Source organism: Pseudonocardia sp. OZ21, from assembly GCF_059359135.1.
This window is the reverse complement of the sequence record NZ_JCADBN010000011.1, coordinates 1-26,084: the sequence shown is the minus strand read 5'-3', so window position 1 is coordinate 26,084 and position 26,084 is coordinate 1. Positions and strand designations below refer to the sequence as shown.

The 26,084-nt window shown below is 73.4% G+C and carries 27 protein-coding genes; 8 read left to right on the top strand and 19 right to left on the bottom strand.

Features of this window, described 5'->3' with window-relative positions:
- Positions 1 to 19 precede the first annotated feature (19 nt).
- Positions 20 to 226 carry a hypothetical protein gene (locus AC5L35_RS23970; RefSeq protein WP_495061934.1) on the top strand — a complete coding sequence of 69 codons (207 nt, stop codon included), beginning with the start codon at positions 20 to 22 and terminating at the stop codon, positions 224 to 226.
- A 61-nt stretch (positions 227 to 287) separates the two neighbouring features.
- On the opposite strand, the gene AC5L35_RS23965 is transcribed toward AC5L35_RS23970, so the two are convergent.
- Positions 288 to 1,532, bottom strand: a complete 1,245-nt coding sequence (locus AC5L35_RS23965) for an extracellular catalytic domain type 1 short-chain-length polyhydroxyalkanoate depolymerase (protein ID WP_495061933.1) — start codon at positions 1,530 to 1,532, stop codon at positions 288 to 290.
- 154 nt (positions 1,533 to 1,686) lie between these two features.
- Positions 1,687 to 2,526, bottom strand: coding sequence for an NAD-dependent protein deacetylase (locus AC5L35_RS23960; protein WP_495061932.1), 840 nt, complete (start codon positions 2,524 to 2,526; stop codon positions 1,687 to 1,689).
- Positions 2,527 to 2,612: 86 nt separating this feature from the next.
- Here AC5L35_RS23960 and AC5L35_RS23955 point away from each other — a divergent pair, with 86 nt between their 5' ends.
- Positions 2,613 to 3,212, top strand: a complete 600-nt coding sequence (locus AC5L35_RS23955; protein ID WP_495061931.1) for a TIGR03086 family metal-binding protein — start codon at positions 2,613 to 2,615, stop codon at positions 3,210 to 3,212.
- A 9-nt stretch (positions 3,213 to 3,221) separates the two neighbouring features.
- Here the strand turns inward: AC5L35_RS23955 and AC5L35_RS23950 are convergent, their stop codons facing one another.
- From AC5L35_RS23950 to AC5L35_RS23940, 3 genes are all read right to left on the bottom strand, one after another.
- On the bottom strand, positions 3,222 to 3,989 hold the full coding sequence (locus tag AC5L35_RS23950) for an enoyl-CoA hydratase-related protein (protein ID WP_495061930.1): 768 nt from the start codon (positions 3,987 to 3,989) through the stop codon (positions 3,222 to 3,224).
- Positions 3,986 to 4,126, bottom strand: coding sequence for a hypothetical protein (locus AC5L35_RS23945; RefSeq protein ID WP_495061929.1), 141 nt, complete (start codon positions 4,124 to 4,126; stop codon positions 3,986 to 3,988). Before AC5L35_RS23945 ends, AC5L35_RS23950 begins: the two co-directional genes overlap by 4 nt.
- Before the next feature lie 218 nt (positions 4,127 to 4,344).
- On the bottom strand, positions 4,345 to 5,142 hold the full coding sequence (locus AC5L35_RS23940) for a helix-turn-helix domain-containing protein (RefSeq protein ID WP_495061928.1): 798 nt from the start codon (positions 5,140 to 5,142) through the stop codon (positions 4,345 to 4,347).
- Between the two features lie 88 nt (positions 5,143 to 5,230).
- On the opposite strand from AC5L35_RS23940, the gene AC5L35_RS23935 reads away from it, so the two are divergent.
- Positions 5,231 to 5,647, top strand: coding sequence for a PaaI family thioesterase (locus AC5L35_RS23935; RefSeq protein ID WP_495061927.1), 417 nt, complete (start codon positions 5,231 to 5,233; stop codon positions 5,645 to 5,647).
- An 8-nt stretch (positions 5,648 to 5,655) separates the two neighbouring features.
- On the opposite strand, the gene AC5L35_RS23930 is transcribed toward AC5L35_RS23935, so the two are convergent.
- Positions 5,656 to 6,771: an LLM class flavin-dependent oxidoreductase gene (locus tag AC5L35_RS23930; protein WP_495061926.1), complete on the bottom strand. Its 1,116-nt coding sequence runs from the start codon at positions 6,769 to 6,771 to the stop codon at positions 5,656 to 5,658.
- Positions 6,772 to 6,964: 193 nt separating this feature from the next.
- On the opposite strand from AC5L35_RS23930, the gene AC5L35_RS23925 reads away from it, so the two are divergent.
- From AC5L35_RS23925 to AC5L35_RS23910, 4 genes are all read left to right on the top strand, one after another.
- Positions 6,965 to 7,738 (top strand): N-formylglutamate amidohydrolase, encoded by a 774-nt coding sequence (locus AC5L35_RS23925; RefSeq protein ID WP_495061925.1) that lies wholly within the window; start codon positions 6,965 to 6,967, stop codon positions 7,736 to 7,738.
- Between the two features lie 164 nt (positions 7,739 to 7,902).
- The gene (locus AC5L35_RS23920) at positions 7,903 to 9,825 is read left to right on the top strand and encodes an FAD/NAD(P)-binding protein (RefSeq protein ID WP_495061924.1); all 1,923 of its coding nucleotides are present in this window, start codon (positions 7,903 to 7,905) and stop codon (positions 9,823 to 9,825) included.
- A 123-nt stretch (positions 9,826 to 9,948) separates the two neighbouring features.
- Positions 9,949 to 11,370 (top strand): 3' terminal RNA ribose 2'-O-methyltransferase Hen1, encoded by a 1,422-nt coding sequence (locus AC5L35_RS23915; protein ID WP_495061923.1) that lies wholly within the window; start codon positions 9,949 to 9,951, stop codon positions 11,368 to 11,370.
- Positions 11,367 to 13,922 carry a polynucleotide kinase-phosphatase gene (locus AC5L35_RS23910; RefSeq protein ID WP_495061922.1) on the top strand — a complete coding sequence of 852 codons (2,556 nt, stop codon included), beginning with the start codon at positions 11,367 to 11,369 and terminating at the stop codon, positions 13,920 to 13,922. Before AC5L35_RS23915 ends, AC5L35_RS23910 begins: the two co-directional genes overlap by 4 nt.
- A gap of 93 nt (positions 13,923 to 14,015) precedes the next feature.
- Here AC5L35_RS23910 and AC5L35_RS23905 read toward each other — a convergent pair whose 3' ends face one another.
- The 12 genes from AC5L35_RS23905 to AC5L35_RS23850 form a co-directional block, all read right to left on the bottom strand.
- Positions 14,016 to 14,231 carry a hypothetical protein gene (locus tag AC5L35_RS23905; protein ID WP_169398370.1) on the bottom strand — a complete coding sequence of 72 codons (216 nt, stop codon included), beginning with the start codon at positions 14,229 to 14,231 and terminating at the stop codon, positions 14,016 to 14,018.
- Between the two features lie 134 nt (positions 14,232 to 14,365).
- A complete protein-coding gene (locus tag AC5L35_RS23900; RefSeq protein ID WP_495061921.1) occupies positions 14,366 to 14,533 on the bottom strand; it encodes a hypothetical protein in 168 nt (55 codons plus the stop codon).
- Between the two features lie 11 nt (positions 14,534 to 14,544).
- Positions 14,545 to 15,435: an ABC transporter permease gene (locus AC5L35_RS23895; RefSeq protein WP_495061920.1), complete on the bottom strand. Its 891-nt coding sequence runs from the start codon at positions 15,433 to 15,435 to the stop codon at positions 14,545 to 14,547.
- The gene (locus tag AC5L35_RS23890; protein ID WP_495061919.1) at positions 15,422 to 16,210 is read right to left on the bottom strand and encodes an ABC transporter ATP-binding protein; all 789 of its coding nucleotides are present in this window, start codon (positions 16,208 to 16,210) and stop codon (positions 15,422 to 15,424) included. Before AC5L35_RS23890 ends, AC5L35_RS23895 begins: the two co-directional genes overlap by 14 nt.
- Entirely contained in the window at positions 16,207 to 17,307 is a 1,101-nt protein-coding gene (locus AC5L35_RS23885) for an ABC transporter substrate-binding protein (RefSeq protein ID WP_495061918.1), read from the bottom strand. The genes AC5L35_RS23890 and AC5L35_RS23885 overlap by 4 nt, the downstream gene beginning before the upstream one ends.
- Positions 17,308 to 17,426: 119 nt before the next feature.
- Positions 17,427 to 17,570 carry a hypothetical protein gene (locus AC5L35_RS23880; protein WP_495061917.1) on the bottom strand — a complete coding sequence of 48 codons (144 nt, stop codon included), beginning with the start codon at positions 17,568 to 17,570 and terminating at the stop codon, positions 17,427 to 17,429.
- A 417-nt stretch (positions 17,571 to 17,987) separates the two neighbouring features.
- Positions 17,988 to 18,764, bottom strand: coding sequence for a sirohydrochlorin chelatase (locus tag AC5L35_RS23875; protein WP_495062154.1), 777 nt, complete (start codon positions 18,762 to 18,764; stop codon positions 17,988 to 17,990).
- A 53-nt stretch (positions 18,765 to 18,817) separates the two neighbouring features.
- The gene (locus AC5L35_RS23870; protein WP_495061916.1) at positions 18,818 to 20,092 is read right to left on the bottom strand and encodes a sulfate adenylyltransferase subunit 1; all 1,275 of its coding nucleotides are present in this window, start codon (positions 20,090 to 20,092) and stop codon (positions 18,818 to 18,820) included.
- Positions 20,092 to 21,000 (bottom strand): sulfate adenylyltransferase subunit CysD, encoded by a 909-nt coding sequence (gene cysD, locus AC5L35_RS23865; protein WP_495061915.1) that lies wholly within the window; start codon positions 20,998 to 21,000, stop codon positions 20,092 to 20,094. Before cysD ends, AC5L35_RS23870 begins: the two co-directional genes overlap by 1 nt.
- Positions 20,997 to 21,701: a phosphoadenylyl-sulfate reductase gene (locus tag AC5L35_RS23860; protein WP_495061914.1), complete on the bottom strand. Its 705-nt coding sequence runs from the start codon at positions 21,699 to 21,701 to the stop codon at positions 20,997 to 20,999. Before AC5L35_RS23860 ends, cysD begins: the two co-directional genes overlap by 4 nt.
- Positions 21,698 to 21,865: an Insertion element protein gene (locus AC5L35_RS23855; protein WP_495061913.1), complete on the bottom strand. Its 168-nt coding sequence runs from the start codon at positions 21,863 to 21,865 to the stop codon at positions 21,698 to 21,700. Before AC5L35_RS23855 ends, AC5L35_RS23860 begins: the two co-directional genes overlap by 4 nt.
- 18 nt (positions 21,866 to 21,883) lie before the next feature.
- Positions 21,884 to 23,554 (bottom strand): nitrite/sulfite reductase, encoded by a 1,671-nt coding sequence (locus tag AC5L35_RS23850; protein WP_495061912.1) that lies wholly within the window; start codon positions 23,552 to 23,554, stop codon positions 21,884 to 21,886.
- A gap of 295 nt (positions 23,555 to 23,849) precedes the next feature.
- Here AC5L35_RS23850 and AC5L35_RS23845 point away from each other — a divergent pair, with 295 nt between their 5' ends.
- A complete protein-coding gene (locus AC5L35_RS23845; protein WP_495061911.1) occupies positions 23,850 to 24,464 on the top strand; it encodes a hypothetical protein in 615 nt (204 codons plus the stop codon).
- A gap of 7 nt (positions 24,465 to 24,471) precedes the next feature.
- Here the strand turns inward: AC5L35_RS23845 and AC5L35_RS23840 are convergent, their stop codons facing one another.
- Entirely contained in the window at positions 24,472 to 25,950 is a 1,479-nt protein-coding gene (locus tag AC5L35_RS23840) for an FAD-dependent oxidoreductase (protein WP_495061910.1), read from the bottom strand.
- Positions 25,951 to 26,084: the final 134 nt, after the last annotated feature.

Genomic DNA, 26,084 nt, shown 5'->3' with positions numbered 1-26,084 from the left:
CGATGAGGTGGGTCGGAACGTGACGGGGGGTGGGGACGTGCTGCGCGCGGTGGCCGACTGGTGGGACGCGGTCGAGCTGTGGATCACCCAGCTCCCGTTCCCGCTGCAGGTGGTCCTGGCCATTGTGGTGGTGCTGCCGCTGTGCTGGGGCACCTCGGCAGGCGTGGACCGGCTGGTCGACCTCGTCGCGACCCACGTCCGGCGGGATCGCAGCGACGTCCGCTAGGTGGCCGGGCCACACCCGACCCGGCCCGCACGGCCGGTGCCGGGTGTGGCCCGCCGTGTTGTCAGCAGCCGCTGACGCTCGTGTAGTAGCCCGGGCTGGTCTCCCGGAGACTGGTGGTCACGAAGGTGTTCCACAGCCCGAGGTCGGTACCGGACCCGACCGCGTAGGCGTGCCCGCCGGACTGGGTGGCCCGGCCGGCCTGGGTGTGGGCGTAGTTGGACGCGGTCCAGCAACCGAGCGACGGCCCGGTCGTGGGGGGCGGGCTGGTCGGGGGCGTTGTCGGCGGGGTGGTCGGCGTCGTCGTCGGTGTGGGAGTGCCGCCGGAGCCGCCGTCCAACCCCCAGGCCACGGCGTCGTACCAGCTGGAGCACAGGGTGTCGGCGAAGTAGGCGCCGGCCTGCCCGCACTGCTGTGGTCCGGTGCCCGGGTCGTTGGGGGTGGCGTGGCCCATGCCGGCGATCGTGTAGGTCGTCACCCTGGCCACGCCGTCGGATGATGCGTGGACCGCCCGCGTGGTGCCACCGGGGAGCGACGTCGTCGCGGTCGGGGCCTGGGGCACCCCGTGCACCGCCGTCCACTGGTCCCGGCTGTTGGTCGCGTTGCCCGGACGTACGGTGAAGTCGGCGTCGCCGTGCCAGATCGACACCTCGGGCCAGTCCGTCGTCCCGCCGGGTGCCTTGGCCTGCACCGCGGACGCCCACTGAGCCGGGGTGCGGGTGGGCGGGGTGTTCATGCAGCCGAAGGCGGAGACCGTGTCGGTGGCGCAGCCCACCGGGATCCCGGCGATGATCGCCCCTGCGGTGAAGACGTCGGGGTAGGCGGCGAGCATCGCCGCGCTCATCGCCCCGCCTGCGGACAGCCCGGAGACGTAGGCCCGGCCGGCGCCCCAGGTCGAGCGGGCGTAGGCCACCATCGCGGCGATCGACGCCGCCTCGCCCTGGCCGCGGGTGACGTCCCCGGCCTGGAACCAGTTGAAGCACGAGGTCTGGTTGTTGGCCGAGGGCTGCTGGGGGAAGACCACGGTGAAGCCCCAGCGGTCGGCGAGCTCGGTCCAGCCCGAGCCTGCGGCGTAGCCGGCCGCATTCTGGGTGCAGCCGTGCAGCGCCACGACGACCGGCCGGCCGGTACCGGCGCCTGCGCCTGCGGGACGGTAGGCGTACATCACCAGGGCCCCGGGGTTGCTGCCGAACGAGCTCACCTGGGTCAGGGTCGCGGCCTGCGCGGGCGGCGCGCCGACCACGCCGAGCCCGCCCAGGACGGCGGTGATCGTCACCACGATCGCGATCAGTAATCCGGTCCGACGCATGTCAGCCCTCCCTGTCCGGGCACCGTTACCCGGTCGTGACGATGGTGAGGACCCGCGTCACGGGAAGGGAGGTGGTGTGCACCCACAGTCACGACGATCATGCACGATCATGCTGGTGCCCTCGCACACCTCCGGGCGACGGAGGTTGCCGACGTCAGGCGGCGTTGGCCGCGGTCGCGGCGATCACCGGCAGCACGTCCGAGCAGCCGCCGTCCACCAGCACCTCGGCGAACTCGTCGCCCCGGGTGCGGCCCCGGTTGACGATCACCACGGGCACGCCGATCTTGTGCGCGTGCCGGACGAAGCGCAGCCCGGACATCACCGTGAGCGAGCTGCCGGCGACGAGCAGCGAGCCCGCGGCGTCGACCATGGCGTAGGCGCGCGCCACCCGCTCCCGCGGGACGTTCTCGCCGAAGAACACCACGTCCGGCTTGAGTACGCCGCCGCACCCGTGGCACGCGGCGAGCCGGAAGCCGTCGGTGGCCTCGAGCGCCGCATCGCCGTCGGGGGCGGCCTCGACTTCCGCTCCGGCCGCGTCGACGAAGCCCGGGTTCAGCGCCGCGAGCCTGCCCTGGAGCTCGTCGCGGGGGCTGCGGGCGCCACACCCGAGACAGACCACGTCGGCGATCCGGCCGTGCAGGTCGATCACCGCGCGGCTCCCGGCGGCGTGGTGCAGCCCGTCCACGTTCTGCGTGACGAGGCCGTGCAAGGCGCCCACGCGTTCCAGTTCGGCGATCGCCCGGTGCCCGGCGTTGGGCTCGGCGTGCGCCATCCGGGCCCAGCCGACGTGGCTGCGGGCCCAGTAGCGGCGCTGCGCAGGTTCGCCCGAGACGAAGTCCTGGTAGGTCATCGGGGTGCGGCGCGGGGAGCCGGGGCCGCGGTAGTCGGGAATGCCGGAGTCGGTGGAGAGCCCGGCGCCGGTCAGCGCCACGAGCGGCCTGCGGGCGAGCACCCCGAGCGCGCGGTCGAGCGCCTCGTCCTCCAGAACGTCCACGTGACCAGGCTAACCACCGACGGGAATGGGCCGCGGTGTCGCGTTCGTGCAATACGGGCGGGCGCCCGCCCGGCAGATTCACCGGCATGGACAACGCAGACCACATGAGCAGGAGCATCGACCTCGCGGTCGCCGTGATCCGGGGTGCCGACCCGGCCCGGTACGACGACCCCTCCCCGTGCTCCGACTACGCCGTCCGGGACGTGGTCAACCACATCGCCTTCGGATTCCTGCTCGCCCACCGCTCGGGCACGCGTCAGGCCTGGGACCCGTCCTGGACGGGAGAGGAGCGCACCCCGTTCCTGCGCGGGCTTCCGGAGAGCGGGTGGGCGCCGGCGTGCGAGGAGCAGGCTGCTGCGGCGGCGCAGGCGTGGGCCACCCCGGCGGCCTGGGAGGGCGAGTCGCAGATGGGTGGCTCGCCGATGCCCGCCGCGGTGATCGGTTCGATCATGACGGCGGAGTTCGCCGTGCACGCCTGGGACCTGGCCGTCTCGACCGGGCAGCCGCTCCAGGTGCCGCCCGCCCTCGCCCAGGTGGTGCTGGAGGGCGTGGAGTCGATCGCGCAGATGGGACGGGACGGGGGCTGGTTCGGCGCCGCGGTGGACGTGCCGGCCGGCGCGCCGGCGTTCGAGCGCGCGCTCGCCGCGTCGGGCCGCGACCCGCGCTGGACCCCGCCCAGCGCCTGAGGGACAGCGCTACTGCGCCCAGGAGGGCGCGCGCTTCTCCGCGAAGGCCCGCATGCCCTCCTGGCCCTCCTTGCCTGCGAAGTGGCGCGCCGAGAGCTCCCGCATCTCGGCGAACTGCTCGCTGATCGCGGCAGGCCGCTCCTGGCGGAGCATCGCCTTGGTGGCCGCCAGCGCGCCCGGTGCGCCCATCCGCAGCGCCTCGGTGTAGCGGTGCACCTCCGTGTCGAGGTCGAAGCCGGGCACGGCGCTGTTCACCAGCCCGATCTGCTCGGCGCGGTTGGCGTCGAACGTCTCGCCGGTGAGGAACAGCTCGTGCGCCGCCCGCGGCAGCAGGCGCGGCAGCACGGTGACGGAGATGACCGCCGGGACGACGCCGATCCGGACCTCGCTGAACGCGAACGTCGCCGTCTCGGCGGCCACCGCGATGTCGCAGGCCGCCACCAGCCCGACCCCGCCTGCCCTGGCCGGCCCCGCCACCCGCGCGATCACGGGCGTGGGGGAGGCCCAGATCCGCTCGAGGATCGCGGGGAACTCACCGACGCCCTGGTCCTGCGCCGTGGCGCCGCGCGACTCCTTGAGGTCCATCCCCGAGCAGAACACCCGGCCGGTGTGGCTGAGCACGATCACCCGCACGGCGTCGTCCTCGATCGCGGTGGTGAGGTGGCCCAGTAGCTCCCCGCGCAGCTGCGCCGACAGCGCGTTGCGGTTGGCGGGGGAGTCCAGGGTGATCGTTGCGACGCCCGCCGCGACGTCGAGGTGCACCAGCTCGTCGGTCATGCGGGGACCGTATCCGGCTCACCCGCCGACTCGCCGTACGCGCGCGCCTGGAGCGTGAACAGCTCGTGATAGGTGCCGCGCAGCGCCATCAGCTCAAGGTGGCGGCCATGCTCGATCAGCCTGCCCTGCTCCAGCACGAGGATCCAGCGTGGCGGCCAGCAGCGCCGGGCGCGGTGCGGTGCCGGCCACCGCCAGCAGCCCGGCGTTCGCCGCCGACTCGTACCCCTGCGCCCACGAGGGCGTGCCGATGTCGTCGACCCCGATCAACGGGGCAGGCCCCGGCTTCTCACCCACGCGTCCCCCCGTCACTGCCCGGCCCTTCATGGTCCACTACGGCGGGGGCGCTCGGGAGGAATCAGGCGAATCGCTCCCGCAGGTAGGCGGCCGTGGCGTCGTCGGCGGGGAAGAAGCTCTCGATGGCCACCTCCTCCAGCGTCACGTCGAGCGGCGCACCGAGCACGGCCACCGTCGAGAAGAGCGTGAGCTCCTGGTCCGGGTGCCGCAGCCGCAGCGGCAGCAGAATCCGGTCGCGGGGCTGCGCAGTCGGATCGAGCCCGGCGTCCCGGCAGTACCCGACGAGCTCGCCCAGCAGCGCGCGCAGCCCCGTGGTCGCCGATCGCTCCGCCTGCCGGCGCAGCCGGGACACCAGATGGGCGGCGTACTCCTCCAGGTCGACGACGTGCGGGGCCAGCCCGCGCGGGTGCAGGCTCACGCGCAGGACGTTGGCCGGTGGGGCGAGCAGTTCGGGGTCGACGAGGTCGGTGAGCAGCGCGACCGCCCGGTTCGCTGCGAGCAGGTTCCACGAGCCGTCGACGAGGACCGCGGGATAGGGCTCCTGGCCGTCGAGGATCCGGCGCAACGAGCGCTGCACCTCGCCCAACTCGGCGTCGTCGAGGCCGTGCTGGGTGTAGGCCGGGGCGAACCCGGCCGCCATCATCAGCTCGTTCCGGGCTCGCAGCGGCACGTCGAGCTCCTCCGACAGGTGCAGCACCATCTCCCGGCTCGGCTTCGACCGGCCGGTCTCCAGGAAGCTCAGGTGCCGGGCGGACACCTCGGCCCGCAGGCCGAGGTCGAGCTGTGTCAGCCGACGGCGTTGACGCCAGTCGCGCAGCAGCGATCCGAACGCGGTTCCGGCGGCGGTGGCGGCGGTCATGACCGGACGCTAACCGGCCCCGGCGCGCCTGATCGATGACCCCGCAGGTAATGGACCGGCAGCACGGCGGGGCGGCAGTGTGCCTCCCGTGACCGACGACCTCACCGCGCAGATGCACCGCGCCATGCCCTTCACCGCCGTGCTCGGAGCCACCGCGCTGCGGGCCGGACCGGACGAGGTGGCGCTGCGCCTCGAGTGGGACGGCACCCGGTGTACGTCCAGTGGCCTGCTGCACGGCGGGGCGCTGATGGCGCTGGCCGACGCCGCCGGTGGCTGGTGCGCGTTCCTCAACCTCCCCGACGGCGCGACGGGAACGGCCACCGTGACCTCGGCGACGAACTTCCTGCGCCCCGTGACGTCCGGGCACATAGACGCCGTGGCGAGCGTGCTGCACGCGGGGCGCAGCACGCTCGTCGTGGACACCGAGTTGCGCGACGCGGCCGGGAGGCTCGTCGCGCGGGTGACGCAGACCCAGGCGGTCCTGCGCTTAGCTCCTCCGAGGTAGGTGCTGCGTCAGGCGGGAACGGCGGTGCGCGCCTGCTCCGCGTCGCGCCGCGCCACCTCGGCGCGCACGAGCGGGATCACCTCGCGGCCGAACTCCTTGGCGTCCTCCAGCAGGTCGTAGCCGCGGGCGGACAGGATGCGGACGCCGAGGTCGTAGTAGTCCAGCAGGGCGGCGGCCACGGTCTCCGGGGTGCCCACCAGCGCGGTGGAGTTGCCCGCCCCGCCGGTGGCCTTCGCGGTGACCGTCCACAGTGCACGGTCGAAGCGCTCGCCCTGCGCGGCCACCTCCAGCAGCCGCTGGGACCCGGCGTTCTCGGGGTCGGTGAGCTTGTGGCGGCGGGTGAGCTGCGACGTGCCGCCCTTCGTCCGGTCCTGGATGCGGGCCACGGTGGCGTAGGCCTTCTCCCAGGCCTCCTCCTCGGTGCGGCCGAGGATGGGGCGGAACGCCACCTGGAACGTCGGCGCCGGACGTCCGGCCGCGTGGGCGAGATCGGTGATCGTGGCGATCTGTTCGGCGGTGCCGGCGAGCGGCTCACCCCACAGCGCGTAGATGTCGGCCTCCTCCGCCCCCACCTTGTAGGCCGCGGCGGAGGACCCGCCGAAGGAGATGCGTGGACGCGGCTTCTGGGCGGGCTCGACGTCCAGCACGAAGTCGCTGAAGTCGTAGTGCTCGCCGTGGAAGTCGAACGGTTCCCGTGACGTCCAGGCCTTCTTGAAGATCTGGATCGCCTCGCGGGTGCGGTCGTAGCGGCGGTCCTTGGGCAGCGTGTCGCCCTCGCGCTGCTGCTCGTGGTCGTTGCCGCCGGTGATCACGTGCAGGGTGAGCCGCCCGTCGCTGATCTGGTCGAGCGTGGCGACGGTCTTCGCGGCGAAGGTGGGGTAGGAGACGTTCGGCCGGTGGGCCAGCAACAGCTGCAGCCGCTCGGTGTGCGTCGCGATGAGCGCCGCGGCCTGTGCCGGGTCGGGGCTGCCGGAGCCGTAGGCGGTGAGCACCCGGTCCCACCCGGTCTCCTCGTGGGCGCGGGCGAGGGCGAGCGTGTACTCCTTGTCGAACGCGGGACCGGTGCGCGGATCGGTCTCCGAGCCGTTGTTGGTGGCGCCGATGCCGAGGAACTCGACGGGCATGGTGGGTCCTTCCGGGAGGTGGGTGCGGGGCTGGGGGCTCAGGAGCCCGGACACGCCGCAGACCACACCCGGCCGAGGTCGATGTGCGGTCGCGTCACCAGGGGAACCCGGACGGTCACCTCTCCACTCCAGCACCGGGCGATGGGGTCGTCAACCGGCCATCGAGCCGGTCACATTCGGGAAGGATGGGCGGGTGCTCCCAGGTGACGGCTCGAGTCCCGTGCTGCTGCACGTCCCGCACGCCGGCACCGAGATCCCCGGGTGGACCCGGCCGCACCTGGTGCTCGACGACGACGAGCTGGCGGCCGAGCAGGCCGCGTTGACCGACCACCACACCGACCGGATCGCCACGGCCGCCGCGGACCGCGCCCGGCTCCGGCCGTGGGCCCTGATCAACCGGGTGTCCCGGCTCGTCGTCGACCCGGAGCGGTTCCCCGACGAGCGGGAGGAGATGGCTGCGGTCGGTATGGCCGCCGTCTACACGCGGGGTACGTGCGGGCAGCGGATCCGCGCCGACGACCCCGCGCACCGCCACGCCCTGCTCGACGCCTTCTACACCCCGTGGGCCACGGCGGTGCGCGACGCCGTCCACGACCGGCTCGCCGCCACCGGGCGCGCCGTGCTGCTGGACGTGCACTCCTACCCGTCGGCGCCGCTGCCCTACGAGCTGCACGCCGACGGCCCCCGGCCCGCGGTGTGCCTCGGCACCGACGCCGTGCACACCCCGGAGTGGCTCGTCGCGGCGGCCGGCACGGCGTTCGCCCCGATCGGCACCGTGGGGCTCGACTCCCCCTTCGCCGGCACCTACGTCCCGCTCGCCCACCACGGGACGGACCAGAGGGTGCTGTCCATCATGATCGAGATCCGCCGGGACACGTACCTGGCGGAGCCGGCGGGAGCCCTCACCGCGGGCGCTGACCGGCTGGCCGCCGCCCTGTCCGCTCTTGTCGACGCGGTCACCTTGTAAAGGGCACGTGAGTTGCGTCCGCATCACTGGCCCGCGGCGGCACGCCGACCTACTGTCGGGTGATGGGGTTGAGGTTGGTGCGGCGGTGGCACGTGGACCTGTGCCGCACCAGCACCGCCGTCTGAGGCACGGACCGTCAACGTCCGTCTGCCGAGAGGAACCCCTTGACCTCCGCGATCGCGATCGTCGGTGCCGGGCCGCGCGGCGCCGGGATACTCGAGCGACTCGGCGCGAGCGCTCCGGAGCTGCTGTCCGGCACGGTCGGGGCCGGCCTGGACGTGCACCTGATCGACCCCTACCCGGCGGGCGCCGGCCGGATCTGGCGCCACGACCAGTCGCCCCTGCTGGCCATGAACTCGATGGCCGCCGACGTCACCATGTACACCGACGACTCCGTCGTCTGTGAGGGACCGATCCGGCCGGGCCCCTCGTTCTGGGACTGGGCGCAGGAGCTGCAGACCCACGGCGACCCCGACCAGCTGGGTCCCGAGCTGGCCGCCGAGCTGCGCGCCGTCACCGCATCGACCTTTCCCAGCCGGCGCCTGCAGAGCGCCTACCTGGGCCGGGTGCTGGACGAGGTGATCGCCGGGATGCCGCCGGGGGTGCGGGTGCACGTGCACCGCACCCGGGCCGTCGGGCTTGCCGAGGACGGGCCGACGCAGATCGTGTTCCTGGAGGACGCCCCCGCGCTGCGCGTCGACACGGTGGTGCTCGCCTCCGGCCACCTCGACGCGACCCCCACCGAGGAGGAGCTCGCCCTCGCCGACCGGGCGGCCGGCCTGGGACTGCGCTACCTGCCGCCGGAGCAGACCACCGACACCGACCTGTCGGTGATCCGGCCGGGGGAGACGGCGATCGTGCGCGGCATGGGGCTCGCGTTCATCGACCTCGTGGTGCTGCTGTTCGAGGGTCGCGGCGGCCGGTTCGAGCCGGTCGGCCCGGACGGCGACACCCTGCGCTACCTCCCGTCGGGCGCCGAGCCGCACCTGGTCGTGGGCTCGCCGCGAGGGGCGCCCTACCACTCCAAGCCCCACTACGAGCTGCGCGCCGGACGACCGCTGCTGCCACGGTTCTTCGGGCCCGCCGAGATCGAGCCGCTGATCGCCGCGGGTGAGCCCGTCGACCTGCGGGCGCAGGTGTGGCCGCTGATGGCCAAGGAGATCGCCTGGGGGTGGTACCACGAGCTGTTCCTCGGCCACCCGGACCGCGTCCGGCTGCCCTGGGACGAGTTCGCCGCCCGGTACACCGCGCTCGGCTGGGGCACCCCGGCCATGGACGAGCTGATCACCGCGGCGGTGCCCGGGGCCGTCGACCGCATCGACTTCTCCGCACTGGACCGCCCACTCGACGGCGTCCACGCCCCGGACCTCGCCGCGCTGCAGCCACTGGTGCGCGAGCGGATCGCCGAGGACCTGCGCCAGCACGTCGACCCGGCACACACCCCACACCTCGGGGCCTTCGTCGCGATGCTCTCGGTGTACGGGTCGCTGGGCAGGCTCGTCGGGTCGGGCGCGCTCTCCGCCCGGTCGCAGGCCTTCGACGTGAACTGGTGGCAGAGCTTCTTCAACGCCGTCGCCAGCGGGCCGCCGGGGTTCCGGGTGCGCCAGCTGCTCGCACTGTCCCGGGCGGGGTTCGTGGAGTTCCTCGGGGCCGGGATGTGGGTGGACGTCGCCGACGGCACGTTCCGCGCCGGCAGCGCGTCGCTGGAGGGCGCCCCGCCCGTCACGGCCACCGTGCTGGTGGACGCCCGGCTGCCCGACGCCAGCGCCGCCCGCACCGAGGACCCGCTGCTCGCGAGCCTGATGCGCAGCGGTGCCGCGGGCGAGGCCGTCATCGTCGACGACGACGGCACCGTCCTGCGCAACACGGGGCTCATCCGCGTGCGCCCGTCCGACGGCGCGCTGGTCGACGCCTCCGGCGCGGTGCACCCGCGCCGCTTCGCCGTCGGCCCGCACACCGCGGTGAAGGTGGCAGGGGCGTTCACGCGCCCGGGGATGAACGCGCAGAGCCTGCGCTACAACGACGCCGTGGCCCGCGCGGTGCTGCGCAGCCTGCCCGTGGCGAGGGCGTCCGCCTCCGCCGCCTGAGCCCCCGCTCGGGAGCACTGCCCCCCATTGCAGCAAAGCCACTTTCACGCAACCTCGTTGCAGCAAAGTGGCTTTGCTGCAACGCCGGACCGGCCTCGGTGGCCCGTCTGACAGGCTCCCTCCGTGTTGCTGATGTTGACCACCACCGCGGAGCCGGCCACCGACCTCGGGTACCTGCTGCACAAGCACCCGGACCGGGCACAGGCGTTCCCCGTGGCGGCCGGCACGGCGCACGTCTTCTACCCCCGTGCGGACCAGGAGGAATGCACCGCCGCCCTCCTACTGGACGTCGACCCGGTCGCGCTCGTGAAGGGTGCGGCGACCACCGGGTTCACGCTGGGCCAGTACGTGAACGACCGGCCGTACGCGGCGGGCTCGCTGCTCGCGGTGGCGCTCGGCTCCGTGTTCTCCTCGGCGATGAAGGGCCGCTGCGCGGCGCGCCCCGAGCTGGCGGCCCGGCCGATCCCGCTGTCGGTCCGCATCCCGACGCTGCCCTGTCGCGACGGCCGTGAGCTGGTCGAGCGCCTGTTCACGCCACTGGGCTGGCAGGTGGTCGCGGACCCGGTGCCGCTGGACCCGCAGTTCCCCGAGTGGGGCGACTCGCGCTACCTCGACACGACGCTGACCGGGGAGATGCGCCTGGCCGATGCGCTCACCCACCTCTACGTCCTGCTGCCGGTGCTCGACGGCAGCAAGCACTACTGGGTGGGCCAGGACGAGGTCGACAAGCTCCTGCGGGCGGGCGCCGGCTGGCTCGCCGCCCACCCGGAGCGCACGCTGATCAGCCGGCGGTACCTCGCGCACCAGCGCCCCTACGTGCGCACGGCGCTGGAGCGCCTCGCCGACGCCGACGACACCGACGTGGCCGAACTCGACGACGCGCTCGCCCAGCCGGTGGTCACGGCGGTGCCCGAGCGGCCGGAGCCGCTGGCGGTGCAGCGCAGGCACAGCGTTCTCGGCGCGCTCAAGGAACTGGGCGCCCGCCGTGTCCTCGACCTCGGCTGCGGCAACGGCGCGCTGCTGCGGGACCTGATCGCCGACCCGGAGCTCACCGAGATCGTCGGCATCGACGTCTCGGCGAGCGCCCTCGAGGCCGCCGCGCGCGCCCTGCAGCTCGACCGGATGGCCGAGCGGCAGCGGGAGCGGATCACGCTGCGGCAGTCGGCGCTCACCTACACCGACCAGACGCTCGCCGGCTACGACGCCGCCGTCCTGATGGAGGTGATCGAGCACGTCGACGAGAGCAGGCTGCCCGCGCTGGAGCACGCCGTCTTCGGAGCCGCCCGGCCTGCCGCGGTCGTGGTGACCACCCCCAACGTCGAGCACAACGTGCGTTTCGAGAGCCTGGAGGCGGGCCGGATGCGCCATACCGACCACCGATTCGAGTGGACGAGGGCGCAGTTCCGCGAGTGGTCCGCCGCGGTGGCGGGCCGGCACGGCTACACGGTCCGGTTCCGGCCCGTCGGCCCCGACGACCCGGAGGTCGGCCCACCCACCCAGCTGGCCGTCTTCGAGCGGGAGCAGGCACCGGAGGGCGGGCGATGACCGAGCCGCGTGTGCTGCGCATCCCGGACATGGCGCTGGTCGTGCTCGTCGGCGCGTCCGGCTCGGGGAAGTCGACCTTCGCCGGCAAGCACTTCGCGCCGACGCAGGTGCTCTCCAGCGATGCCTTCCGGGGAATGGTCGCCGACGACGAGAACGACCAGTCGGCCACCACGGCCGCGTTCGAGGCGCTGCACGTCGTGGCGGGCAAGCGGCTGGCGGGCGGCCGGGTCACCGTCGTCGACGCCACCAGCGTGCAGCGGGAGGCGCGCGCCCCGCTGGTGGCGCTGGCCCGCGAGCACGACGTGTTGCCGGTCGCCATCGTGCTGGACGTGCCGGAGGCGGTCTGCAGGCAGCGCAACGAGGCCCGGACCGACCGCAGCTTCGGACCCCACGTGATCCGGCGCCAGCGCAGCGAGCTGCACCGGTCGCTGCGGGCACTGGCCAAGGAGGGGTTCCGCCGGGTGCACGTGCTCCGCTCCGTGGAGGAGGTCGACGCGGCGCGGATCGAGATCGAGCCGCTGCTCAACGACCGCCGAACCGAGACGGGGCCGTTCGACGTGATCGGCGACGTGCACGGGTGCCGCGGGGAGCTGGAGGACCTGCTCACCGCACTGGGCTACGACCTCGTCCGCGACGAGGAGGGGCGCGCGGTCGGCGCGCACCACCCGGCCGGGCGGCACGCGGTGTTCGTGGGCGACCTGGTCGACCGCTGCCCCGACACCCCCGGCGTGCTGCGGCTGGTCATGGGGATGGTGGCCGGGGGAGACGCGCTGTGCGTGTGCGGCAACCACGAGCAGAAGCTGGTGCGGGCGCTCTCCGGCCGGGCGGTGCAGGTCACGCACGGGCTCGCCGAGTCCCTGGCCCAGCTGTCGGGGCAGAGCGAGGAGTTCCGCGTCGCCGTCCGGGAGTTCTGCGACGGGCTCGTCTCTCACTACGTCCTCGATGGTGGACGGCTCGTCGTCGCGCACGCCGGGCTTCCCGAGCGCTTCCACCGCCGCGCGTCGGGACGCGTGCGCAGCCTCGCGCTGTACGGCGACACCACGGGCGAGACCGACGAGTACGGCCTGCCGGTGCGCTACCCGTGGGCCAACGACTACCGCGGCGCGGCGACCGTCCTGTACGGGCACACACCCACGCCGGAGGTGGAGTGGGTCAACAAGACGATGTGCCTCGACACCGGTGTGGTGTTCGGCGGGAAGCTCACGGCGCTGCGCTACCCGGAGCGCGAGGTCGTGGCCGTCGTGGCGCAGCAGGTCTGGTACGAGCCGAAGCGCCCGCTCACCCCGCCCCCCGCCGCGCAGGCCCCGGTCCGCGCGCCCGACGTGCTCGACATCGCCGACGTCACCGGCAAACGCATGATCGCCACCGCGCACCACGGCACGATCACCGTGCGCGCCGAGCAGGCCGCGGCCGCGCTCGAGGTGATGAGCCGGTTCGCTGTCGACCCGCGGTGGCTGCTCTACCTGCCGCCGACCATGGCGCCGACGGCCACGTCCACCGGCGACGGGCTGTTGGAGCACCCCGCGGAGGCGTTCGCGGGGTTCCGCGCCGCCGGCGTCCCGCTCGTCGTGTGCGAGGAGAAGCACATGGGGTCGCGGGCGGTCGTGCTGGTCTGCCGGGACGACGCCGTCGGCGCGCAGCGCTTCGGAATGGCAGGTCCCGGCACGGTGGTCACCCGCACGGGACGCCCGTTCTTCCCGCCCGCGCTGACCGCGCAGCTACTGGAGAGTGTCCGGGCCGCGGTCACCGCGGCCGGGCTCTGGGACGAGCTGGACACCGGGTGGCTGCTGCTCGACGCCGAGCTCCTCCCGTGGAGCGCGAAGGCGGGCGGCCTCATCCGCGACCAGTACGCCGCGGTCGGTGCGGCGGCCGGGGCCGCACTCTCGGCGTCCGGGGCAGCACTCGCGGCGGCCACGGCGCGCGGGATCGACGTTGCCGAGCTGACGGCCGGGACGACCGCCCGTGCCGCCGGTGTCACGGCGTTCCGCGAGGCGTACCGCCGGTACTGCTGGCCCACCGACGGGCTCGCGGGTGTGCAGCTGGCGCCGTTCCAGGTGCTCGCCGCCGAGGGCGCGACCTTCCACACCCGCGCCCACGACTGGCATCTCGCCGTCGCCGACCGCCTCCACGAGGCCGGGACGGAGCTGTTCCGCCGGACCGCCTCCCTCGTGGTCGACACCACCGACGAGGCCTCGGTCGCCGCGGGCACCGCGTGGTGGGAGGACCTGACCGGCGCGGGCGGCGAGGGCATGGTCGTCAAGCCGCTGGCCAACCTCACCCGCGAGGGCCGGCGCCTCGTGCAGCCGGGGGTCAAGGTGCGGGGGCCGGAGTACCTCCGCCTCATCTACGGCCCCGAGTACGCCGCGCCCGCCAACCTCGAGCGGCTGCGCGGGCGCGGACTGGGCGTCAAACGGGCGCTCGCGCTCCGCGAGTACGCGCTGGGCCTGGAGGCGCTCGAACGGCTGGCGGCGGGGGAACCGCTGTGGCGCGTGCACGAGTGCGTCTTCGCGGTGCTCGCGCTGGAGTCGGAGCCGGTGGACCCGCGGCTGTAGCCCCCGCCCTGGTTGCAGCAAAGCCACTTTCATGCAACGAGGTTGCAGGAAAGTGGCTTTGCTGCAGTCGGGCTGCTGCCCGGGCGCGGTGCCTCAGCCCAACGGCGGGTGCCGGTGCAGGGCGCTGCGCACCACGGCCAGCTCGTGCGCCACCTCAGCGGCGATGAGCTCGGCGTGCAGGTCGACCTGCTCGCCGGCGGGCTGCTCGTCCAGCGCGAGAGCGCGGTGCCTGCGCACCAGGTCCTCGAGCGAGTCGAGCATGCGGTCGGCGATGGTCCGGCGGATGGATTCGCGGGTGGGGGTGGACATGGGTGCCTCCAGGAGGTGGGTGTCGGACGGACCGGGTCGGCGGTGCGTCCGACAGAGCGCGCTCGCGTGGTGGCACAGGTCCCGGTCACGTCGCCTCGTGAGCGTCCTGCCGGGATAGCGGGTCACCGGTTCCCTTATGTCGCGGCGGAGAAGCCGGAGAAGAGCAGGACGGCGAGCCCCAGCCCGACGGCAGGATTCACCACGGTGGCGAACACCCCGACCGGGCGCCGGCCGGCCTCGTTCAGCGCGGCGCGGCGGGCGCCGCCGATCGTCGGGTCGTCGGGGTATCCGGTGGTACGCATGGGCGCGGCCATCAACGTGCCGGCGCCAGGCCGCGGGCGCGGAGCACGCGACGTTCCAGCGGCCGGAACGCCAGAAGCTCGACCCCGACGCCGACCAGCAGGATCAGGAAGATCGCGGCGATGACGCCGGGCATGCTGTTGAAGTCGCTGCCCTGCTTCAGGTACGCGCCCAACCCGATCCCCAGCTGCGGGGACGTCGCGATGATCTCCGCCGCCATCAGGGAACGCCAGGAGAAGGCCCAGCCCTGCTTGCAGCCCGCGATGTAGCCCGGCAGCGCGGCGGGCAGCAGGATCAGCCGCGCCGAGTTGATCCGGCCTGCGCCCATCACCTGTCCGACGCGCGGCAGGATCGGCGGCACCTGGTCGATGCCCGACACCAGCCCGTTGGCGATCGACGGGATGGCGCCGAGCAGCACCACGAAGTAGATGGTGGTGTCGGTCAGCCCGAACCACAGCACGGCCGCCGGCACCCACGCCACGGACGGCAGGCTCTGCATGCCCGCCAGCAGCGGACCGATCGCGGCCCGCACCACCGGGACCTTCGCGACGAGCAGCCCGAGCGGCGTGGCGACCACCACGGAGGTGAGGAACCCGAGCACCGCGCGGTGCAGCGACACCCAGACGATCCCCCAGATGCTGCCGTCGACGACCGTGCCGGCGAACTCCTGCCACACCGCGAGCGGGGCAGGCAGCTGGTACTCCGGGTAGATCGCCGAGGCCCACACGGCCTGCCACACGCCGATGAACAGCACGAGCGCGATCAGCGGTGGCAGCCCGGTGGCCAGCACCCGGCGCAGCACCGGCTTGCGCGTCTCGGTGGGCGTGTCGAGCGCGTCCAGGCCCGCCCCGACCGCGGCGGTGTCGGCGGACTGCGCGTCGGAGACGACCTCAGGCGCGGGCATGTGTGGAGATCACCTCCCGGAGCCTGCCGGTGATCTCCTCGGAGAGCTCCTCCCGGTCGGTCCGGGCGGCGGCGAGGTCCCACTCCCGCACCACGGTGCCCGGCCGCGACGACAGCAGCACGACCCGCTGCCCGAGGCGGACGGCCTCGCGGACGTCGTGGGTCACGAACAGGACCGCAGCCCCGGTGGCCTGCCAGATCCGCTGCAGCTCGCCCTGCAGGAAGTCGCGCGTGATGGCGTCCAACGCGGCGAACGGCTCGTCCATCAGCAGGAGGCCGCCCTCGGCGTCCGTGCCGCTCGACGTGGCGGCGAGCGCGCGGGCCAGCGCGACGCGCTGCCGCATGCCGCCGGACAGCTCGTGGGGCCGCTTGCGCGCCAGGCCGCCCAGCCGGACGAGGTCCAGCAGTTCGGCGGCGCGGGTGCGGCGGGCGGCTCGCCCGACCCCGGCCAGCCGTAGCGGGAGCTCGACGTTGCGGCCCGCGTCCAGCCACGGCAGCAGGGCGGGCTCCTGGAACATCACCGCGGGACGGCCGCTGTCCACCGTCACGTTGCCCGACGTCGGCTGGTCGAGCCCGGCGACGAGGTTGAGCAGCGTGGTCTTGCCGCAGCCCGACGCCCCGAGCAGCACCACGAACTCGCCCGGTTGCACCCGCAGGTCCACCTCGGTCAGCGCGGTGACGGCCGAGGCGCCCCGGCCGAAGACCTTGCCGACGCCCTGCAGGTCGACGGCGGCGCGGTGCTCGGTGCCGACGGGACGGTCGAGAGTGGCGGTCATGAGTTGCCTCCGGGCTTGTTGTCGAGTCCTGCGGCGTCCACGGGCGGCTTCCCGGCGGCCTGGAGTTCGGCGTTCAGCGGCGCGACGTCGAGGAAGCCCACCAGGTCGGTCGGCTTCTCGGTGATCCCCGCCGTGGCGCTGTCCTCCGCCAGTTGCGGGAACGTCGAGGCGAGCGGGTCGGGGTCGAGGGCGATGTTCTCGAAGGCACGGTCGATCACGGGCCCGGGGAGCACGCTGCCGGTGAGCTTCTGCAGACCCTGGTTGACGATGGTCTCGGCCTGTGCCGGATCCGTCTGCGCCAGGTCGATCGCCTTGATGTGCGCCCGCAGCAGCTCGCGGACGGTCTCCGGGTACTTCTGCAGGAAGTCGGCCCGCACGAGCAGCACGGTGGTGGGGAAGCGGCCGTTCGGCCAGAGGCTGCGTTCGTCGAGCAGCACCTTCGCGCCGGCGTTGAGGACGAGCTGGGAGCTCCACGGCTCCGGGAGCCAGCCGCCGTCGACGCTGCCCTGGCGGAACGCGTCGAGGGTGCGCGGGTTGTCGAGGTTGGCGATCTTGACGTCCTGCGGCCCGTCGCCCGCGGTGAGCCCGTTCTTCTTCAGCCACACCTTCAGCGCGATGTCCTGGGTGTTGCCCAGCTGCGGGGTGGCGATCGTCTTCCCCCTGAGCTGCTGCGGATCGGTGATCTCGGGCTTCACGACGAGCTGGGCGCCACCCGCGGTGGCACCGGCGACGACCCGCACCTGGCCGTCGGACTTCGCGAAGGCGTTGATCGCCGGGCCGGAGCCGATGTAGGTGGCGTCGAGCGAGCCGCCGAGCAGCGCGTTGACCGCGTCGCCGCCCGCGTTGAAGGTCTGCGGCGTCAGGGTGGTGTCGCCCAGTCCGGCCTTGAACAAGCCCTGCTCCACGCCGATGATCGCCGGCGCGTGCGTGACGTTCGGGAAGTACCCGAGGCGCAGCTCCGTCGCCTTCCCGCCGTTGACGGGCGCGACGGTGTCGGTGGGCGCCGGTTCGGCCCGCGAGCACGCGGTGGCGGTGAGCAGGGCGATCACGGCAGTGATCACGGCCGGGATCAGGGTGGGGGTGCGGAGCCGGGGCATCGGATGGAGTCCTGTTCTGGGTGGGGCGTGCCCGGCCGGGAATGCCCGGGCAGGCGGAGCGCAGGTCGCTGATGGCGCGCGCGAAGGCGCGGCGGCGGATCAGCGGGCGATGCGAGAGGTCAGCGACAGAACTCGTCGAAGGCGTGGCCGCGGCGGGACGGCCAGAACCTCTCGAGATCGGTGACCAGGAACCCCGACCTCGAGGCGAGGTCGGCACGTCGGAACACGGCGGGGCCCTGCGGGCACACCTGCGTCGACGTCACTGCACCATCGTGCGTCCCGCCCGGGGAAGAGGACAACCAGGCGTCCGAGAGGCGGGAACCGCACGAAATGTACGGACACCACCTCCCAGCCCACACCGCGGGCGCACTTCGGAGCCAAAGTGCGGTCTGCGGCGCGTCCCACCAGCAGTACGGCTCCATGGTGCGCAGCGGGTGGGGGTGGGGTGGGCGCGCGCGAGCCGGTGGCGCGGGTGCGGACCGGGCGACTCATGCGCGCGGAACAGGCGACTCGCGGGTCGTAGGACGCGGCTGGGGGGCCGGCGGCGCGGATGGGGCGGGTGGCTTGCGCGCCCGGACCGGGCGACTCGCGCGGGCGGCCCCGGCCGCCGGTGCACTGCGGAGCCGTAGTGCTGTGTGCGGCTTGTGTCAGCAGCAGTAGGGCTCCGGAGTGCGGGGCGGTCAGCCTGCTGTGCGGCAGAGGGTGGGGGTGGGGTGGGCCGTGCGGTATCTGTCGGCCACCAGGGACGCGACTGCCGGGTGCGCCGCCAGGGGACCGGCGAGCAGGACGTCTTGGCCTGCGGCGTGGGTCGCGCGGGCGATCGCGTCCGGGAGCAGGCCCGGGGCGAGGATCCACTGGGCCACCGCCACCCGCTCCGCGCCCTGCGCCCGGAGGGCGGTGATCGCCTGCGGCACGGTCGGCGAGGTGGAGGTGGCGAACGCCGCCACGCCGCCCGTCCAACCGAAGCGCCTCGCCCAGCCGTCGACGACCTCGGCCACGGCGGCGTTCGCCGGGGCGTGCGAGGAGCCGATGGCGGCGAGCACCACACCCAGGCCGGGGTCGTGCAGCGGGCCGGCGACGGCGGAGAGGCGGTCCAGGGCGGCGGCCTCCAGCAGCGGGCTGCCGCCGAGCACACCGGCGATGGTGATGTCGAGTTGCGGGTGGCGCCGGGCGGCCTTCGCGACCTCGCCGGGGACGTCGACCCTCGCGTGGAAGGCGTGGCCCAGCAGCAGAGGGACGACCACGGCGCGCCGGTGACCCTCCGCGGCGACGCCGGCGAGCACGTCCGGCAGGCGGGGGGCGGACAGGTCGAGGAAGCTCACGCGCACGTCGAGCCCCGGGTGTTGGCTGCGGACCTCGTCGGCGAGCGCGGCCACGGTGGTGGCCGACCGCGGGTCGCGGCTGCCGTGCGCCACCTCCACCAGCACCGGGGCTGCCCCCTCGGACCCGACGCGGATCCCTCCTGCGTGTGACGGCAGGCGGACGGGAACGGGCTGGAGTGGCACGGCAGCTACCCCGCCAGCGTGAGCGGGCTGCCGACCAGGCCGGCCGCTAGCGTGTTACCGGTGGGCGGGTCGATCAGCAGGAAGCTGCCGGTGGCGCGGATGTCGGCGTAGTCGTCGACGGGCAGCGGGTCGGCCGTGCGCAGGCTGACGCGCGCGATGTCGTTGATCCCCAGCTGCTCCGGCGCGTCCACATAGGACACGGTGTCGGTGTCGAGCCGGTCGCCCAGCGCCCCGACGATCACCTGGGTGGTGCGCGCGCCGTGCTTGAGCAGCAGCCGGGCGCCCGGCCGTAGCGGCTTGTCCGACAGCCAGCACAGCGTGGCCTCGAGTTCGGCGGTCAGCCGGGGCGGGGCCGTGGCCGTGGCGAGGACGTCGCCGCGGGCGATGTCGATGTCGTCGGTCAGCAGCACCGTGACGCTGCGCCCGGCACCGGCGGCGTCGAGCGGCCCGTCGGCCGTGTCGACGCGTTCGACGGTGGTGCGGGCTCCGCCGGGGAGCACCACGACCTCGTCACCCGGCCGCACGGTGCCGGCGGCGACCTGGCCGGCGTAGCCGCGGTAGTCGTGCAGCTCCTCGGATCTGGGACGGATCACGTACTGCACCGGCATGCGGAACGGCGCGGCCACCTCCGGACCGGCGACGGGCACCGACTCCAGGTGCCCGAGCAGGGTCGGCCCGTCGTACCAGGGCGTGCGTGCCGAGCGTTCGACGACGTTGTCGCCCACGAGCGCCGACACCGGGATCGTCACGACGGCCTCGTCGGCGAAGCCCAGCGAACGCGCGAGGCCGGCGAAGTCCTTGGCGATCGCGGCGAGGACGGCCTCGTCGTAGTCGACAAGGTCGATCTTGTTGATGGCCAGCACCAGCCGCGGCACCCGCAGCAGGGCGAGCACGGCGGCGTGGCGGCGCGTCTGCTCGACGACGCCGTGGCGGGCGTCGACGAGCAGCACCGCGAGCTCGGCGGTGGAGGCGCCGGTGACCGTGTTGCGCGTGTACTGCACGTGGCCCGGGGTGTCGGCCAGCACGAACTCGCGCGTGGGGGTGCCGAAGTAGCGGTAGGCCACGTCGATCGTGATGCCCTGCTCGCGCTCGGCGCGCAGCCCGTCCACCAGCAGGGACAGGTCCGGAGTGGCCAGTCCCTTGTCGACCGACGCGCGCTGCACGGCCTCGATCTGGTCGGCGAGAACCGACTTGGTGTCGTACAGCAGGCGACCGACCAGAGTGGACTTGCCGTCGTCGACGCTGCCGGCGGTGGCGAAGCGGAGCAGATCCCGTGTCACTAGAAGTACCCCTCGCGCTTCCGGTCTTCCATCGCCGCCTCGGAGAGGCGGTCGTCGGCGCGGGTGGCCCCGCGTTCGGTGAGCCGGGACGCGGTGACCTCGGCAATGATCTCCTCCACCGTCACCGCTGTGGACTCCACGGCACCGGTGCACGACCCGTCGCCGACGGTGCGGTAGCGGACGTCCCGAAGCTCCAGCGTCTCGGCGCCGCGCGGGCCGCCCCACGGTCCCTCGGCGAGCCACATGCCGTCGCGGCGGAAGACCTCGCGCTGGTGGGCGAAGTAGATCGACGGCAGTTCGATCCCCTCGCGCTGGATGTAGCGCCAGACGTCGAGCTCGGTCCAGTTGGAGATCGGGAACACCCGTACGTGCTCGCCGGGCGCGTGGCGGCCGTTGTAGAGGTTCCACAGCTCCGGCCGCTGGCTGCGGGGGTCCCACCGGCCGAACGCGTCGCGCAGCGAGATGATCCGCTCCTTGGCCCGGGCCCGCTCCTCGTCGCGCCTGCCGCCGCCGAACACCGCGTCGAACCGGTGCTCGACGATCGTGTCGAGCAGGGGGGTGGTCTGCAGTGGGTTGCGGGTGCCGTCCGGGCGCTCGACGAGGCGTCCGTCGTCGATCCAGTCCTGGACGTGCGCCACCTCCAGGCGCAGTCCGAGGCGCTCGACGAGCCGGTCCCGGAAGTCGATCACCTCGGGGTAGTTGTGCCCGGTGTCGACGTGCAGCAGCGGGAACGGCACCGGCGCCGGCGCGAACGCCTTGACGGCGAGGTGCACCAGCAGCGTGGAGTCCTTGCCGCCGGAGAAGAGGATCACCGGGCGGTCGAACTCGCCCGCCACCTCGCGGAAGATGTGGATGGACTCGGACTCGAGGGCCTCGAGGGCGTCGAGGGTGGGGGCTGCGGCGGTCACTGGACGTGCAGCCCGCACTCGATCTTGCCCGTGCCGGCCCAGCGGCCGCTGCGCGGATCCGCGCCCGGTGCGGGCTTCGCGGTGCAGGGGGCGCACCCGATCGACGGGTAGCCCTCCGACACGAGCGGGTTGACGAGGATCCCGTGCTCGGCGATGTAGGCGTCCATCTCCTCGTCGCTCCACGGGGCGATCGGGTTGATCTTCACCAGCCCGAACTTCTCGTCGTACGTGATCAGCGGCGTGTTCGCCCTCGTCGGCGCCTCGACCCGGCGAACACCGGTGACCCAGGCGTCGTAACCCGCGAGCGTCTGCTGCAGCGGGGCGACCTTGCGCAGCGCGCAGCACTGGTTCGGGTCGCGGGCGAACAGGTCCTTGCCGAGCAGCGAGTCCTGCTCCGCGACGCTGTGCTCCGCCGTGGCGTTGACGATCCGCACGTCGTACACGGACCCGACCGCGTCCCGCGTGCCGATGGTCTCGGGGAAGTGGTAGCCGGTCTCGAGGAACAGCACGTCCACCCCCGGCAGGGCGCGGGCGGCCAGGTCGACGAGTACCGCGTCCTGCATGTTCGACGCGACGATCAGCCGCTCGCCGAACGTGCCGGCGGCCCAGGTGAGCAACTGCTCGGCGGTGGCATCCGGGCCCACCTCGGCCGCACCCTGTTCCGCGACCGCCCGCAGATCAACCTCTGTCGCGACGCTCATCGTGCCACCTCCGCGATTCCGATTCCGACGAGCTTCAGCGAGAACGTCCGCAGGCAGTCGGCGCAGTACCAGGCACCGTGCGGCACCTTCTCGGTCTGCTCCGCGGGACGGAGGTCCTCCTCACCGCAGTACGGGCAGTAGAAGGGGACGGCACGCTCAGACATTCCGGATCACCTCGCGCCTCATTTGAGATCGCCCTCCGCCGCCCGGGTGACCCACTGCGCGAACCGCTCGCCGTCCTGGCGCTGGTCGAGGAAGTGGCGGACGACCCGCTCGACGTAGTCGCCCAGTTCGGCACTGGTGACCTTGAGCCCGCGCAGCTTCCGGCCGAACCCGGCGTCGAGACCGAGGCCGCCGCCCAGGTGGACCTGGAAGCCCTCGACCTGCGCGCCGTCGGCGTCGGTGACGATCTGGCCCTTGAGCCCGATGTCGGCCACCTGCGTGCGGGCGCAGGAGTTGGGGCAGCCGTTGAGGTGGATCGAGATCGGGACGTCCGGGCTGACGTCGGCGAGCCGGCTCTCCAGCTCCTCGACCAGCCGGATCGCCCGCTCCTTCGTCTCGACGATGGCGAGCTTGCAGAACTCGATGCCGGTGCAGGCCATCGTGGCGCGCCGCCACGGCGACGGCTCGGCCTGCAGACCCAGGGTGGCGAGCTCTGCGGTCAGCGACGCGACGTTCCGGTCGGGCACGTCGAGCACGACGATCTTCTGCTGCGGCGTGAGCCGCACCCGCCGCGAGCCCGCGGTCTCCGCGGCCTTGGCCAGCGCCACCAGCGTGGCTCCCGAGACGCGTCCGGCGGGCGGTGCGACGCCGATGTAGTTGCGGCCGTCGACCTGCTTGTGCACCCCGATGTGGTCGATCGGGCTCTCGGGGGTGGCCGGCGCGGGGCCGTCCACGAGCTTCCGGCCCAGGTACTCCTCCTCCAGCACGCGCCGGAACTCCTCCGCGCCCCAGTCGGCCACGAGGAACTTGATCCGGGCGCGGTGGCGCAGCCTGCGGTAGCCGTAGTCGCGGAACACCGAGATGATCCCCGCCCAGACGTCGGGGACCTCGTCGAGCGGGACCCACGCCCCGAGCCGCTGCGCGATCTTCGGGTTGGTGGAGAGGCCGCCGCCGACCCACACGTCGAAGCCGGGGCCGTGCTCCGGGTGCTCGACGCCGACGAACGAGACGTCGTTCACCTCGTGCGCCACGTCCTGCTGCCAGGAGATCGCGGTCTTGAACTTGCGCGGCAGGTTGGAGAACTCCGGGCTGCCGATGTACCGCTCGAGGATCGCGTCGATCGCCGGGGTCGGGTCGACCTTCTCGCCGGCGGAGATCCCGGCGACCGGTGAGCCGAGGATGACGCGGGGGGTGTCGCCGCACGCCTCGGTGGTGAGCAGGCCGAGGCCCTCGAGCTTCTTCCAGATCGCGGGCATGTCCTCGATCTGGATCCAGTGGTACTGGATGTTCTGCCGGTCGGTGACGTCGGCGGTGCCCCGCGCATGGTCCTGCGAGACCTCGCCGATCGCCCGCAGCTGCTCCGTGGTGAGCGCCCCGCCGTCGATGCGGACGCGGAGCATGAAGTAGCGGTCGTCGAGCTCCTCGGGCTCCAGCGCTGCCGTGCGGCCGCCGTCGATGCCGGGGCGGCGCTGCGTGTAGAGGCCCCACCAGCGCATCCGGCCACGCAGGTCGGCCGGGTCGATCGAGTCGAACCCGTGCTTGGAGTAGACGTTCTCGATACGGGCGCGGACGTTCAGCCCGTCGTCGTCCTTCTTCGTGCGCTCGTTCGGGTTGAGGGGCTCGCGGTAGCCCAGCTTCCACTGGCCTTCGCCGCGCTTGCGCTTGCCGGGAACGGACGTGGTGGGGGGCAAGACGGAGCCTCCGGATCGCGGCACAGGCACACCGCGATCAGGGCGGCAGGCCTCGGCGCCAGCTGAGATGTGGTGGTCGGGGGCGCGAGATCAGCGCTGTCGACAGAGTGCGCTGCTCACCCGGTGCAGGTCCACGTGGCGGCGGGCCACGAGTCGCAGGGTCAGCGCAGTCACAACTGACAGCGTGCCACTTGTCCGGTCCACGATCCATGGACGTCCGCATGCTGGGAGCGGACTCACACGTCTTCTCCCGAACGGCCCCGCGTCGTAGCACGTCTGCGTAGCGTCTCGCCGCGTGACGAGCGGAGTGATCGACCTGCGCAGGAGAAGCGCTCCGGGGCTGCTGATCTCGGCCCCGATCCTGTGGGGACTCACCGTGGTGGCCGTTGTCGCCGCGGTCCGCAGCGAGGTGCACGGAGGCCTGACAGCACGGGTGGTCGCCGGGGTTCTGGGAGTCTGTCTCGGGCTGCTCGCACTCCTCGTGTCGCAGGCGTTGTTCGAGCTGCGACGGCCGCGGCGGCTGGTGATCGACCACGAGGGGATCCGGCTCGACACCGGCCGCCGCAGGCCGGCGTTCCGTCTGGCGTGGACGGAGATCGCCGCCGCCTCGCTGCGCGTCTCCGACCGGCGCCGGCGCATCAGCGCCCGGACGTACATCCGGTGGCTCGACCGGCGGCCGGAGAGGACACCCATCGTGGTGGCGCTCGAGCTCTACCCGGCCGACGCCGAGGCCGTGCGCCGGCACCCCGAACTGCGCACCCCGTGGCGGCTCGGGGGCGAGCGATGCTGGCTGTTCGTGGTGTGGGCGGGACCAGGAAATCCGCCGCCCGTCGGTCCGCTCGTACAGCGGTGGCGGCCCGATCTCTGGCAGGGCGAACGCGCGGCGTCGATCCTGTCGGACCTTCGCTGAGCTGCCGTCAGGCCGCCTCGTCCAGAAGTGGACGGCGGGTCCGCCGCTCGTTCACCCGCCCGGCCAGCCACCCCAGGCCGTGCCGCGCTGCCGCCACACCTCGGGCGGCCGCCACCCGCCCGTGCACGAGCGCGGCCCGCGCGAGGACGGGCGGGGTGAGCAGCACGTCGGGATGCACCAGCATGAAGCCCGCCGCGGTCACCGTGGCCTCCACGGTGGCGTCCTGCGGCGCGGCGGTCAGGACGCGCTCGGAGAGGCCCCGGGCCAGCCGCTCCCGCAGTGACAGGCGCAGTACGGCGCCCGTGCGACGCACGTCCATGATCGTCGACAACCGCCAGGCGGCATCCACCACGACCCGCTGCCGGGCGAAGAAGCCGTCGGCCGGAGCGTCGAGATCCGGGCCGTCGGAGAGGTACGACTCCAGGCACACGGCGTGCAGCGCCGCCGAGGAGATGCCCTGGCCGAAGGTGGGGTTGAACGACGCCACGGCGTCTCCCACCGCCACCAGCCGGGCCGGGAGACGGTGCGCCGAGCCGAAGTCGCGGCGGCGGCTGTCGGCCATGTGGTAGGTCCGGATCGGACCCTGCGGTTCTCCTGCAGTGACCACGGTGAAGGGTGCCGGCAGGTCCGCCCGCAGCTGCGCGCGGAAGTCCTCGATCGTGCTGCCGGGCCGGTGGTCCCCGTAGGCGGAGATCATCACGATGTAGCGGTCGTCCTCGATCGGCCCGTACACCCCGCCGTTCGTCCGGCCCTGCAGGTCGCGGATGAGCCACATGGGCGGATCCGGGGTCGCCGTCCTCCGGAAGTACCCGGTGGCGTAGCTCAGCGCGATCGGCAGCCGGACGAGTTCGGGGCGCTCCCAGCCGGCCCGTTCGAGCCACTCGCCGAGCCGGCTCGCACGGCCGGTGGCGTCGACGACGAGATCCGCCCGCTCGATGCGCTCCTCCCCGACCACCTCCACGTGCACGCCGGTCACGGCCTCACCGGTGATTTCCAGGCCGGTGGCGCGCCCGGTGACCACGGTGACCGCGGGGAGTGCGAGCACCCGGCGGCGGATCATTCCCTCCAGGAACGGCCGGCTCCCCGACATGACGCCGGGGTCGACGCTGCGCAGCCAGCGGTGGCGGCCGGTCAGCGCGGGTCGCAGATCGCGTGACGGGGCCACGTAGGCACCCGCCGCCACGCAGTCGGCCGAGAAGCCGGGGAACCACCGGTCGAGATGCAGCCGGCCTCCCGCCAGCAGCGCGTGCACCTGCAGTCCCTGCGGCACGCCCGGCCGGGCGTCCACTCCGGGATCGGCCCCGTCCCGCTCGATGATCACGACCTCGGTGGCCACGTCGGCGAGCACCCGCGCCGCGAGCAACCCGGCAACCGACCCGCCCATCACGACGGCTCGCCCCAGCACCTGCCGCGGTGCGGTGGACGTCGTCGTCGAGACGAGGTCGGCGAACAGGCTCGCCGGCCGGAGCGGCCTGTCGATCGACATCCGGGTCCTCCCGGTCACGTGCCCGGGCGCCCCCGGGTCTGATCGACGCTAGTCACGATCAGCCGGCCCGTCCCGCCCCCTGGGCCGGTTGTGACCGAGGACGCCCCCACCCGCCCCCCCGCCCGCCCCCCACC

What these genes read in the sequence shown, in the direction of transcription:
- AC5L35_RS23965 (WP_495061933.1), bottom strand. Translation starts at nt 1,532, where the DNA reads ATGCGTCGGACCGGATTACTGATCGCGATCGTGGTGACGATCACCGCC.
- AC5L35_RS23955 (WP_495061931.1), top strand. Translation starts at nt 2,613, where the DNA reads ATGGACAACGCAGACCACATGAGCAGGAGCATCGACCTCGCGGTCGCC.
- AC5L35_RS23950 (WP_495061930.1), bottom strand. Translation starts at nt 3,989, where the DNA reads ATGACCGACGAGCTGGTGCACCTCGACGTCGCGGCGGGCGTCGCAACG.
- AC5L35_RS23940 (WP_495061928.1), bottom strand. Translation starts at nt 5,142, where the DNA reads ATGACCGCCGCCACCGCCGCCGGAACCGCGTTCGGATCGCTGCTGCGC.
- AC5L35_RS23930 (WP_495061926.1), bottom strand. Translation starts at nt 6,771, where the DNA reads ATGCCCGTCGAGTTCCTCGGCATCGGCGCCACCAACAACGGCTCGGAG.
- AC5L35_RS23910 (WP_495061922.1), top strand. Translation starts at nt 11,367, where the DNA reads ATGACCGAGCCGCGTGTGCTGCGCATCCCGGACATGGCGCTGGTCGTG.
- AC5L35_RS23905 (WP_169398370.1), bottom strand. Translation starts at nt 14,231, where the DNA reads ATGTCCACCCCCACCCGCGAATCCATCCGCCGGACCATCGCCGACCGC.
- AC5L35_RS23900 (WP_495061921.1), bottom strand. Translation starts at nt 14,533, where the DNA reads ATGCGTACCACCGGATACCCCGACGACCCGACGATCGGCGGCGCCCGC.
- AC5L35_RS23895 (WP_495061920.1), bottom strand. Translation starts at nt 15,435, where the DNA reads ATGCCCGCGCCTGAGGTCGTCTCCGACGCGCAGTCCGCCGACACCGCC.
- AC5L35_RS23890 (WP_495061919.1), bottom strand. Translation starts at nt 16,210, where the DNA reads ATGACCGCCACTCTCGACCGTCCCGTCGGCACCGAGCACCGCGCCGCC.
- AC5L35_RS23885 (WP_495061918.1), bottom strand. Translation starts at nt 17,307, where the DNA reads ATGCCCCGGCTCCGCACCCCCACCCTGATCCCGGCCGTGATCACTGCC.
- AC5L35_RS23860 (WP_495061914.1), bottom strand. Translation starts at nt 21,701, where the DNA reads ATGAGCGTCGCGACAGAGGTTGATCTGCGGGCGGTCGCGGAACAGGGT.
- AC5L35_RS23855 (WP_495061913.1), bottom strand. Translation starts at nt 21,865, where the DNA reads ATGTCTGAGCGTGCCGTCCCCTTCTACTGCCCGTACTGCGGTGAGGAG.
- AC5L35_RS23840 (WP_495061910.1), bottom strand. Translation starts at nt 25,950, where the DNA reads ATGTCGATCGACAGGCCGCTCCGGCCGGCGAGCCTGTTCGCCGACCTC.